9 protein-coding genes are annotated in these 11343 nt (G+C 71.0%); 6 read left to right on the top strand and 3 right to left on the bottom strand.

The window, feature by feature from the left end:
- Positions 1-18: 18 nt before the first annotated feature.
- Positions 19-1431 (bottom strand): cellulase family glycosylhydrolase, encoded by a 1413-nt coding sequence (locus VFO26_RS03815; RefSeq protein ID WP_325113553.1) that lies wholly within the window; start codon positions 1429-1431, stop codon positions 19-21.
- A 157-nt stretch (positions 1432-1588) separates the two neighbouring features.
- Here VFO26_RS03815 and VFO26_RS03810 point away from each other — a divergent pair, with 157 nt between their 5' ends.
- The 5 genes from VFO26_RS03810 to VFO26_RS03790 all read left to right on the top strand — a co-directional run bounded on the left by VFO26_RS03810 (position 1589) and on the right by VFO26_RS03790 (position 6850).
- On the top strand, positions 1589-1846 hold the full coding sequence (locus tag VFO26_RS03810; RefSeq protein WP_325113552.1) for a hypothetical protein: 258 nt from the start codon (positions 1589-1591) through the stop codon (positions 1844-1846).
- The gene (locus VFO26_RS03805) at positions 1843-2136 is read left to right on the top strand and encodes a hypothetical protein (RefSeq protein ID WP_325113551.1); all 294 of its coding nucleotides are present in this window, start codon (positions 1843-1845) and stop codon (positions 2134-2136) included. Before VFO26_RS03810 ends, VFO26_RS03805 begins: the two co-directional genes overlap by 4 nt.
- A gap of 48 nt (positions 2137-2184) precedes the next feature.
- Positions 2185-5127 (top strand): 2-oxoglutarate dehydrogenase E1 component, encoded by a 2943-nt coding sequence (locus VFO26_RS03800; protein WP_325113550.1) that lies wholly within the window; start codon positions 2185-2187, stop codon positions 5125-5127.
- A gap of 88 nt (positions 5128-5215) precedes the next feature.
- The gene (locus tag VFO26_RS03795) at positions 5216-5566 is read left to right on the top strand and encodes a hypothetical protein (protein ID WP_325113549.1); all 351 of its coding nucleotides are present in this window, start codon (positions 5216-5218) and stop codon (positions 5564-5566) included.
- Between the two features lie 60 nt (positions 5567-5626).
- Entirely contained in the window at positions 5627-6850 is a 1224-nt protein-coding gene (locus VFO26_RS03790; RefSeq protein ID WP_325113548.1) for an aminopeptidase, read from the top strand.
- 15 nt (positions 6851-6865) lie between these two features.
- Here the strand turns inward: VFO26_RS03790 and VFO26_RS03785 are convergent, their stop codons facing one another.
- Both VFO26_RS03785 and VFO26_RS03780 read right to left on the bottom strand, forming a co-directional pair.
- Positions 6866-8542 carry an ABC transporter ATP-binding protein gene (locus VFO26_RS03785; protein ID WP_325113547.1) on the bottom strand — a complete coding sequence of 559 codons (1677 nt, stop codon included), beginning with the start codon at positions 8540-8542 and terminating at the stop codon, positions 6866-6868.
- Between the two features lie 227 nt (positions 8543-8769).
- The gene (locus VFO26_RS03780; protein WP_325113546.1) at positions 8770-10530 is read right to left on the bottom strand and encodes an ABC transporter ATP-binding protein; all 1761 of its coding nucleotides are present in this window, start codon (positions 10528-10530) and stop codon (positions 8770-8772) included.
- Positions 10531-10766: 236 nt separating this feature from the next.
- On the opposite strand from VFO26_RS03780, the gene VFO26_RS03775 reads away from it, so the two are divergent.
- Positions 10767-11219: a toxin-antitoxin system HicB family antitoxin gene (locus VFO26_RS03775; protein WP_325113545.1), complete on the top strand. Its 453-nt coding sequence runs from the start codon at positions 10767-10769 to the stop codon at positions 11217-11219.
- Positions 11220-11343 lie beyond the last annotated feature (124 nt).

Here is an 11343-nt window from a genome sequence, read left to right as displayed (position 1 = left end):
CCCCCGCACGACGAGCGCCTAGGCGCCGGCGACCGTGAGCGTCCGCACGATGGAGGCCGTCGTGGCCGTGTTCGCGTCCACGGTCACGCGGTAGGACTTCTTCTTCGCGACCCTGAGCCCCGTCACCCGGACGGGGATCGTGCAGTCGGTGCCGAGGGCGGCAGTGCCCTGCCTGACGGTCATCAGCCTGCGGCCCTGGAAGGCCCGGACCGTGTAGCCCACGACCGTGCCGACGGGGTTGTTCGCGCAGTACTCGCGCAGGTAGACGGTGATCTTCGGGTTCCGGCTGCCGCCCCTGACGTTCACCTTGCCGTCGATCGGGCTCAGCGGCCTCGCCGCGCGGCCGAACCGCGGCTGCGCACGCTTCGCCGAGCCGTCGTTCCGGTAGATGCCGCTCTGCCAGAGGCTGCCCTGCGAGTCCTGCATGACGAACCAGATGAACATGCCGACCCGCGCGTCCTTGCGGGCCATCGCGAGCGCCTGCGGGATGTAGGCCGCCTGCTGCGCCTCGGTCACGCCCTTCGGCTCGCCGGGCCTCGTCTCGTTGCCGTACTCGGTGATCCAGATCGGGATGTTCTTGCGCTTGAACGCCGCGTCCAGATCCTTCTCGAACCGCGGGAAGCTCTTGAGCGTGACGTTCGGGTAGCGGACGAGTTGCGTGGGCTTCTGGTTGACCGGGAACGGATAGGGATGCTGTGCCCAGGCGTCGAACCTCACCTTCCCCCAGGCCGCCGCGACGCCCTTCATGAACGTCGCCGGGGCGACCGTGTCGGTCAGGCGCGGCCGCTGCTTGTCGCGGCCGTTCGACGACGTCTCTCCGATCGCGACGAGTGCGCGCTTGTTGCCGGCCTTGATGCCCGCGATCCCCGCCTTGGCGAGCTTGGCGTAGTTCCGGGGGCTGACGATCCGGCCCTTGTTGTCGAACTGCGGCACCAGGAAGGTGGCGAGGTTGGACTCGTTCCAGATCGTGTAGAAGCGAACGAACGGATAGCCGGCGAAACGGCCGGAGTAGCGCGTCGCGACGGCGCGCGCGAAGTTCTGGAAGTCCGCCAGCCTGCGGGGCATCGCCTGCGGCTTCTGGCCGCCGTTCGCCCATTGCGGAGTCCCCCACAGCGTGATCAGCACCTCGAGCCCGCGCTGCTGCGCGTTCCGGATGAACTCGTCCACGTCGCCGAACTGGTACGCCGGATCGAACGGGTCACTGGCGCGGGCCGGGCGGGTCGGCGCGACCTTCGGCCACTCGACGATCGTCCGCAGGATGGACGCCTCGTTGCCGCGTGCCCTGTCCATCGCATCCACGCGGGTGTCGTCCCAGCGCAGCATCGGGTCGTCGTGGAAGCCGACCCACATCCGGTCGGCGGCGGTGGCGGCCGGGACGAGCAGAGCCGCAGCGAGACTGGCGAGGAAGAGCAGGCGGGGGATGGATCGCACGGGAACCTCCTTGGGCGGGATCGGGGAAGCGGGCACGGTAGCCCGACCGCGTAAGGGCGGTGTGAAGGTGTCGCAAACAGCCTTGTTCGCCGTGCGTGCGCGACTCCCTGTCGGACGCGGGTCGGGCCCGGCGCGCCCATGGCGTAGACTCGAACGCATGGTCTGGGAGGCCATCTTCATGCTCGTCCTGCTCAAGATCCCGATCGTCTACCTCTGCATGGTGGTCTGGTGGGCGATTCGCGCCGAGCCGCGGGAGGAGCAGCCCCCGACCGGGGTCCGCGTCCCGGACACCCCGGTGGGGCCCGTCGGCCGGTCGCGGCCGCCGCGGAGCGGGCCACGCGTCGACGACCGTCGCGGACGGCGTACGCGGGTCGTCCCGCGACCGCACCCGGCACGGGGTGAGGCTCGCAGGTGAGCTCGGTCGACGAAGCACGCTCCGACCGGCTGTCGGCGGCGGACACCATCGCAGGGCTCCTGGCGGTCGCCTCGATCGTCCTCTCGGGCATCGGCATGGGCCTCGGGCTCCTGCTCCAGCTCGACGCCCGCCCCGCGCGCGTCGTCCCCGTCGCGATCATCGCCGCCCTCGTGGCCGCGCGGATGAGCGCGAGATTCCAGTCGCTCGCGCTCAAGGCGGCACTCTTCGGCGCGCTCGCCTGGGTCGTCGGGATGGCGGTCGCCGTGATCACCGACGGCCCGCTGCTCTAGCGTCCGCTTCCTCTGGCGGCGCCGACCGCGGTGCTACAACACACCGCGATGGGAGCGACCGACCTGACCGGTCCCAACGCAGCCTACGTCGCGCAGCTCTACGAGGACTTTCTCGACGCCCCTGCGAGCGTCCCGCCCGAGTGGCGTCGGATCTTCGAAGCCGCCGACGGCGAGCCCGAGCGCCCGGCGGAACCTCAGGGCCCCTCGGGCAACGGAGCGCCTGCCGCACCTTCCGCCGCGGCGGCGCCCATCGCGAGCCGGCCGCAGCCTGCGGCGGTTGCCACGGCGAGCGCGGTGCCGGGCGCCGCACCAGCTCCATCGCCGCGCCATCCACCCGAAACCCCCTCGCAGGCGGTCCCGGTCGAGGCGCCGCCCTCCGACCTGGAGGACGTGAGCCTCCTTGCCGCCGTGGCGGCGGCGATGGCGCTCGTCAAGGCCTACCGGATGCACGGTCATCTCGCCGCGCGCCTCGACCCGCTCGGCTCGGAGCCGATGGGCGACCCCGCGCTGGACGAGACACGCCTCGTGCCACCGCTGACGCCCGAGCTCCAGGCGCGCATCCCCGCGGGCTTGCTGAGGCTCTATGTCCCGGGTGAGACGCTGCTCGAGGCTCTGCCGCGCCTCCGCGAGGTCTACACGGGCTCGAGCGCGTACGAGATCGAGCACATCTCCGACCATGCGGAGCGCGTGTGGCTCCGCAAGGCAATCGAGTCCGGCCGGTTCCGCGTCGAGTTCACGCCCGAGCAGCGCACGGCGCTACTGCGGCGGTTGTCGCAGGTGGAGGGCTTCGAGCAGTACCTGAGGCGCTCCTTCCTCGGGCAGAAGCAGTTCTCGCTCGAGGGGCTCGACGTGCTCATCCCGATGCTCGACGAGTCGATCGAGCTCGGAGCCGAGGCCGGCGCCCACGAGATCGTGGTCGGCATGGCCCACCGGGGACGGCTCAACGCGCTCGTCCACACCGTCGGCCGCTCGTACGAGTCTGTTCTCCGGGAGTTCGAGGGCGAGCGGTCGCACGATGCGCTCGTCGTCGACCCCGAGGGAGGGAGCGGCGACGTCAAGTACCACCTGCCAGCGTCGGGGACACGGGTCACGGCCGCCGGCGAGATCGAGGTCACGATCGCGCCCAACCCCAGCCATCTCGAGGCCGTCGACCCGGTGGTCGAAGGATGGACGCGGGCGGAGCAGACAGACCGCTCCGGCGGCGCCGGGCTCCACGATCCGAGCGTGGCGGTGCCGGTCCTGATCCACGGCGACGCCGCGTTCCCCGGACAGGGCGTCGTCGCGGAGACCCTCAACCTGCAGAGCCTCGAGGGGTACTCGACCGGCGGCACGCTGCACGTGATCACCAACAACCAGGTCGGGTTCACGACGAACCCGACGGAGAGCCGCTCGACCCGGTACTCGAGCGACCTCGCGAAGGGCTTCGACATCCCGATCGTGCACGTCAACGCCGACGATCCCGAGGCCGCCCTGAGCGCGGTGCGGCTCGCGCTCGCGTATCGGGCGGAGTTCGGCCACGACTTCCTCGTCGACCTGGTCGGCTATCGGCGCTTCGGGCACAACGAGCAGGACGAGGCCGCGTACACGCAGCCGCTCATGGTCGAGCGGATCCATGCCCAGCCGACGGTGCGGGAGCGGTACGCCGCGCGGCTCGTCGAGGAGGGCGTCCTCTCGGCCGAGGACGCCGATCGCATCGTCGAGGAGGTCGTGGCGACTCTGCGCGTCGCGCACGAGCGGCTGCGGGCCACGATCGCCGAGCCGCCCGCGCCGCCGGCCGAGCCGGCTGCGACGATCGGCACCGGCGAGGTAGTGGAGACGGCGGTGCCGGCGGAGCGTCTGCACGCGCTCAACGAGCAGCTGCTCGAGGTGCCCGACGGATTCACCGTCAACCAGAAGCTCCTCCGCCAGCTCGAGCGCCGCCGCGAGACCCTCGAAAGCGGCGGGATCGACTGGGGCCAGTCCGAGGCGCTCGCCTTCGCCTCGCTGCTCGAGGAGGGGATCCCGATCCGCCTCACCGGTCAGGACACGGAGCGCGGGACGTTCTCCCATCGCCACCTCGTCCTGCACGAGCCCGACACCGGGGAGACCGTGACGCCGATCCAGAACCTCCCCGGCGCGAACGCGTCCTTCGAGGTCTACAACTCCCCTCTCTCGGAGTTCGCGGCGCTCGGCTTCGAGTACGGATACTCGGTGGCCGCCCCCGACGCCCTCGTCCTCTGGGAGGCCCAGTTCGGCGACTTCGTCAACGGCGCCCAGGTCGTGATCGATCAGTTCATGGTCGCCGGTCGATCGAAGTGGAACCAGACGTCCCGCCTGACGCTGCTTCTGCCGCACGGCTACGAGGGCAACGGGCCCGAGCACTCGAGCGCACGCCTCGAGCGGTTCCTCCAGCTCGGTGCCCAGGACAACATCCGGGTCGCCAACTGCACGACCGCGGCGCAGTTCTTCCACCTCCTGCGGCGCCAGGCCCTCGACGCCGTCGCGCGTCCCCTCGTCGTGATGACCCCGAAGGGCCTTCTGCGGCTGAAGCAGGCGTCGTCGACCCTGGAGGAGCTCTCGGGAGGGCGTTTCGAGGCCGTTCTGGACGACCCGACGGCCGGTCACGACGCCGTGGAGCGGCTCGTGCTCTGCTCCGGGAAGCTCTACTACGACATCGTCGGGCACGACCTGCACGGCACGGCCGGGGGTGTCGCGGTCGCACGACTGGAGCAGCTCTATCCGTTCCCCGTCGAGGCGGTGGAGACGCTCCTCGCCCGGTATCCGCGCCTCCGTGAGGTCGTCTGGGCGCAGGAGGAGCCGCAGAACATGGGACCGTGGCGGTCGATCCGCCATCGCCTCGAGCAGACGGTCCGCACGAGCACCGCCGAGACCGTCCACTACGTCGGTCGCACGTGGAAAGCGAGCCCCAGCGAGGGCTACCCGACCGCGCACCAGCGCGAGCAGGATCGCATCGTCAGGGTCGCGCTCGGGGCACCGTCGGAGGGGGCCTGAGCGACGCGAGGAGACCGGGTGCGGCCGATCGGCATGGCTACACTGCGCCGTGGCCCAGCACAGTCCCGTCCCCGACAGCGGAGAGCCAATGGCGTTAGAGACAAGCATTCGCGACAACCCGTTCACCGAGGACGCGCCCGGCGCGGATGACGCATCGTCCCTCGCCCGCGCGATCCAGGAGCATCTCGACCTCAAGCAGCGGAACGCCGCACTCGACGGCAACATGCCGCTCGACAGGTACTCGGTCGAGGACCCGTTCGAGAACCACCCGTTGTTCAAGTCCGAGGAGCAGGCGCGCCTCGAGGAGACTCTCGATGGAGCCGAGGCTCCCGAGCCGGCTCCCGCGCTGCCGTGGCCCGGCGAGGACGAGACGGCCGAGGGCGCCGCGCTCGACGACGGCCTCTGGGGCCGCTCGCGCGACTTCGACTGGGGCGAGTGACACGGCGCTCCCGCTGGAGGGCGTGACCGTCGAGCGCCCGCCGCGATCGGATCGGCCGTCATGACCCCGGATGAGCGCCTGGAGCGGTTTGCCGACCTCGTGGTGCGCGTCGGCGCGAACGTCCAGCCCGGACAGGACGTCGTGCTCGTGTACCTCGTCGAGCACGTACCCATCGCGCGGGCGGTCGCCCGTGCCGCCCTGCGCGCGGGCGCCCGGCGCGTGGACACGCACATCACCGACCTCCACGTGCGGAAGGCGGCGATCGAGCTCGGCCCGGAAGAGGAGCTCGGGCGGACTGCCGACCACGTCCTCGACTGGGCTCGCCGCTGGGAAGAGACCCGCCCCGCGATCATCCAGCTGGCCGGTGAGCCGGAGCCGGACCTATTCGCGGGACTCGATCAGGTCCTCGTCGCGAAGGCGGATCCGGCGGACATCAGGGCCCTGTACCTGCCGCTCGTCACCGGGCAGCTCGTCAACTGGGTGATTGCCCCGGCACCCAACGCAGGGTGGGCCGAGGTGGTGCTCGGAGAGCAGGACGTCGAACGCCTCTGGGACGCTGTCGCGACGACGCTTCGCCTGGATGAGGACGACCCGGTCGCCGCCTGGCAAGCCCATGCTGCGTTGCTCGACGAGCGCGCCGCGGCGCTCAACGCCGCCGGTTTCGACGCCGTGCGCTTTCGCGGCCCGGGCACCGATCTCGTCGTCGGCCTGCTCGAGGCGTCGCGCTGGATGTGCGCGACGTTCGAGACGGAAGCCGGCATCAAGCACATCCCGAACCTGCCGACGGAAGAGGTCTTCACGACCCCGGACCTGCGTCGCACGGAGGGGGTCGTGCGCTCGACGTACCCGCTCGTCGTGCCCGGCGTCGGGGCGCGGGTCGAGGGCCTCGAGGTGCGTTTCGAGGGTGGGAAGGTCGTCGACGTGCGCGCCGAGGGTGACGGCGCCGACGTGATCCGCACTCAGCTCGACAGCGACGCGCAGGCGCCGTTCCTCGGCGAGCTCGCGCTGGTCGACGGCTCGTCGCGGGTTCGCCAGACGGGGCTCGTCTTCAACAACACGCTCTTCGACGAGAACGCGAGCTGCCACATCGCGTACGGTGCGGGGCTCCCGTTCGCCGTCGACGGCGCCGACGGGCTCGGGAGCGACGAGCTGATCGCGATCGGCGTCAACGTCTCGCCCGTCCACACCGACTTCATGATCGGCGGCCCGGGCGTCGAGGTCGACGGTCTCGGGGAGGACGGCTCCGCGACGCCGATCATCCGCGACGAGACGTTCGTCCTCTGAAGCACGCCGGCGCCGTCAGGCCACGCGGCGGACGGCGGCGCCCTGGAGCGTCGTGGCGAGGCGGCGGAACGGCCCCTCCGTCGCGATCAGCTCGTCGTACGTCCCTCGTTGGGTGATGCGCCCGCGCTCCATCACGAGGATCTCGTCGGCGCGGCGGACGGTGGTCAGGCGGTGGGCGATGATGATCGACGTGCGGCCTCGGAGGAGCGTGTCGAACGCGCGCTCGATCAGCACCTCGGTCGGCCGATCGATGTTCGAGGTCGCCTCGTCGAGGATCAGGACGCGCGGATCGGCGACGAGCGCGCGCGCGATCGAGATCAGCTGGCGCTCGCCCGCCGAGAGGCCCGCACCGCCTTCGCGGACGACGTGGTCGATCCCCTCCTCGAACCGCGCAGCGACGCGATCGACGCCGATCGCGCGGGCGGCGTCGGCGATCTCCTCGTCGGTCGCGTCGGGGCGCCCGAAGCGAATGTTGTCGGCGATCGTGCCGCTGAACAGGAACGGATCCTGCAGGACGACCCCGAGCTGCCGCCGGTACGAGCGCAGCCGGACATCGCGCAGGTCTGTGCCGTCGACGCGCACGACGCCTTCGTTCGGGTCGTAGAAGCGCGCCATGAGCTTCGCGGTCGTCGACTTTCCTCCACCGGACTCGCCGACGAGCGCGATGCACCCGCCCGCCGGGATCTCCAGCTCCAGCCCGTGGATGACCGGCTCTTCGCCGTAGGCGAACACGACCCGGTCGAGCTCGAGCCTGCCCTCGATCCTGCCCAGGTCTCGCGCGCCGGGCTTGTCCGTGATGTCGTGCTCGGCGTCGAGCACCGTCGAGATCTTCCCCATCGCCGCGCTGGCGGCCTGCACCTGGCCGTACAGCTCCGAGAGCTCCTGCAGCGGCTGGAAGACGAGCGAGAGCAGGCCGACGGCTGCGATCAGCGTCCCGATCTCGAGCGACCCGCCGTCGATCATCTGCGCCCCCGCGTAGAGCACCGCCACCTGCGCCACGACACCGAGCAGCTCGATCGCGGGGAAGAACACCGACGAGAGCTTCTGCGCGTACGTGTTCGAGACACGGTTGGCCTCGTTCAGCTCTTCGAAGTCGCGCTGGAAGGCCCGCTCGCGGTTGAACGCCTGCACCACGGCCATTCCCGACACGGACTCGGCGAGCTGGGCGGTGACCGCGGCGATCCGCGTGCGGACGTCGGAGAACGCCGCGTGCGACCGCCGTTGGAACCAGCGCGTGACGAGCATCCCGGGCGGCAGGACGAGCAGCGCCACCAGGCCGAGCCGCCAGTCGAGCAGGAAGAGCCCGCCGACGGCGGCGACGAGCGTCAGCGTGTTGACGACGAGCGTCGTCAGCCCCTGGTTGAGCACGTCGGAGAGCGCGTCGACGTCGCTCGTCAGGCGCGCGATGATCCACCCCGCCTTCTGCTCGGAGAAGTAGCGCAGCGACAGCGAGGTGAGATGCTCGAACAGGTCGCGGCGCAGCTCGAGCACCATCCGCTGCCCGATGCCCGCGAGCATCAGCCACGTCGCGGTGCCGAGCAGCCATGCCACCACGCCGATCACGACGTATGCGACGACGTCGCGGACGAGGCGCCCGTCGTTCCCGGCGCGGATGCCGTTGTCGATCGCGTCGCCCACCACGTGCCATCCGACGACGGGCGCCGCGGCCGAGACGCCGGCGAGCGCGAGCACGATCGTGAGACGTCCCCGACGTCCCTCCGTATAGCGCCACAGCCGTGACAGCCCTGTCCGCGGGCGCCCCTGGCCGGCAGCGGCTCCCGCCCGGCGGAGCCGGGCTCTGCCGCCGCCTGACGTCGCTCGCGGCACGGTGCTCTCCAGGCCCGTATCGCCACTGTGCTCTCCGGCCCCGTGCCGCGAGCGACGCCCCAGGAACGCGCGGAAGTTCATCGACGAACGCCTCACGCGGCCAGCACCTCCTCGCCGAAGAGCTCCGCGAACGGGCCGCCGGCGCGGATCAGGTCCTCGGGAAGCCCCTGCTCGACGATCCGGCCGTCACGCAGCACGACGGCCCGGTCCGCGACGAGCACCGTCGAGAGCCTCTGCCCCGAGATCAGCACCGTCCGGCCCGCGACGGCGGGCCGCAGGTGCTCGACCAGGTGGCGCTCGGTCTCCGTGTCGACGGCGGACATCGGGTCGTCTAGCACGATCACGCGCGATCCGGCGATGAGCGCCCGGGCGAGGGCGACCCGTTGACGCTGTCCGCCGGAGAGGTTCACCCCTCGCTCGCCTATCAGCGTGTCGTAGCCGTCCGGCAGGTCATCGACGAACTCGGCCACGCCCGCCGCCTCGCAGGCGTCGAGGACGTCGCTCCAGTCCGCGTCCGGCCGCGCGGCGAGCAGGTTCTCACGGAGCGGGACGGAGAACAGGACGGGCTTCTGCGTGACGATCGCGACCGCACCGCGAAGGTCCGCGAGCCCGACGTCGCGCGCGTCGACTCCGCCCAGCAGCACCCGCCCCGCCGTGGGGTCGTAGAAGCGCGGGAGCAGGTTGAGGAGCGACGTCTTGCCCGCGCCGGTCGGACCGCACAGTGCGACGATCTCGCCCGGCGTCACCTCGAGGTCGATCCCCCGAAGCACCTCGCCACCCGTCGGGTAGCGGAAGTGGACATCCTCGAACCGGACCGGGAGAGGCCCCTCGGGCAGTGCTTCCGGGTCGTCGCGCTCTGGCAGTGGCCCGATCCCGTCGAGCCAGGCGAAGCTCCGCGAGGCCGCGGCGGTCGCGCGCTGACCGAGGTTGATGATCCAGCCGAGCGCCTCGAGCGGCCACACGAGCTGGAGCAACAGGGTGATGAAGAGCGTGAACTCCCCGATCGTGAGGTTGCCGGCGATCGCCTCGCGACCCCCGACCAGCAGGACGGCGGCGATGCCCAGCGTGGGGAGGAAGATGAGCCCCGGGAGGAATCGGGCCTCGACCGACGCCTGTCGCATCGTCTCGTCGCGCACCGCCTCCGCCCGGTCGTGGAAGCGATCGCGCACGTCGTCCTCGCGCCCGAACGCCTGCACCATCTCGATTCCCACGACCGCCTCGTCGGAGGCCTCGGTGAGGTGACCCTTCTTGCGCTGGACCTGCCGCGAGATCGGGAAGACGCGATGGGCGAAGAAGTACGTGAGGATCGCGATCGGCGGCATGGCGACCGCTGCCGTCAGCGCCAGCTTCGGATTGACGACCGTCAGCACGATCGCGGCGCCGACGAGCATCAGCACGCTCTGGATCGCCTGCACCACTCCCCAGCCGATGAAGTACCGGACGGGATAGATGTCGTTCGTCGCCCGGGAGATCACCTCGCCCGTCGCGTGCCGGTCGTAGAAGGCGCGCGGGTAGCGGAGGTAGGCGTCGTAGAGCTTCGAGCGGAGTCGCGCCTCGACGGTGACGCCGATCCTCGCCGTCGCGTATCGCCGCGTGAAGTTGATGCCGAAGCGAACCGCCGCGACGGCGACGATCGCCGCCAGGTACGGCACGAGGAGCGAGTGATCACCGCCGTCGATCGCGTCGTCGATCGTCCGCTGCACGAGGATCGGGATGAGCAGCGAGAGCGTCGTGAAGACGACCGCGCAGCCGAGCCCTACGACGACCAGCCGCCACTGCGCCCGCCAGAGCGGGTAGAGGTGCCGGATGGTCGGCCACAGCGTGAGATCGGGCGGGTCGACGTCGTGGGTCACGGGTGGTTCCTCTCCCTGGGCGCGTGCCCTCGGGGCCGAGCAGATGGCCGCCCCGGACGGGGCGGAGGGTGTCCGACGGGCGCTCGCCTCGAGTCGGACGACACACACTAGATGACGGCGGGAACGCCGCTCGTTCGGTTATCCGCCCTGCTTCGAGCCGGCCGGCGTCGCGTTCGACATCAGGGACGGGCAAATCCGCACTTGACAGACATCAAAATGATGTCATACTGGCGTCCATGGAGCTGCACATCGATGCGATCAAGCGCGACCTGGCCGGGGTCGTGGCCGCTCTCGGCGACGAGGACGTCGTCGAGCAGTGGCGGCGGCTCGCGGACGCGGTCGAGCCCTCTCTGCGCCTCCGGCTGATCGATCTTCTCTCCGAGGCCGCGCTGTCGCTCAACTCGCAGCTCGACGTCGGGCACGTCGAGGTCCGGCTCGCAGGGCGCGATCCGGAGCTCGTGTTCGTCGACGAGCCCGCAACGCCGGAGCAACCGCCGGCGCCGGGCGACGACCTGAGCGCCCGCATCACCCTCCGGCTTCCGGAGGGGCTCAAGGCGAGCCTCGAGGTCGCGGCAGCCCGCGAGGCCGTCTCCACCAATGCCTGGATCGTCCGTGCGCTGGCCCGCGCTCTGGAGCCGCGCGCAGCGAGGCGATCGACCAACCGGCTCCAGGGCTTCGCCCGGAGCTGACAGGAAGGAGCAAGCCATGTTCTCGTACGCGCTCTTCGGCCCCTTCGACCCCGATCCGGTCGAGCGCCGGCGCCCGCCTCGCCGCGGCGACGGTCGAGTCGACTCCCGGCCGTCCGTCCCGCCT

It is taken from the genome of Gaiella sp., assembly GCF_035710885.1.
Taxonomy (GTDB): Bacteria; Actinomycetota; Thermoleophilia; order Gaiellales; family Gaiellaceae; genus Gaiella.
This window is presented reverse-complemented; position numbering and strand designations above follow the sequence as displayed.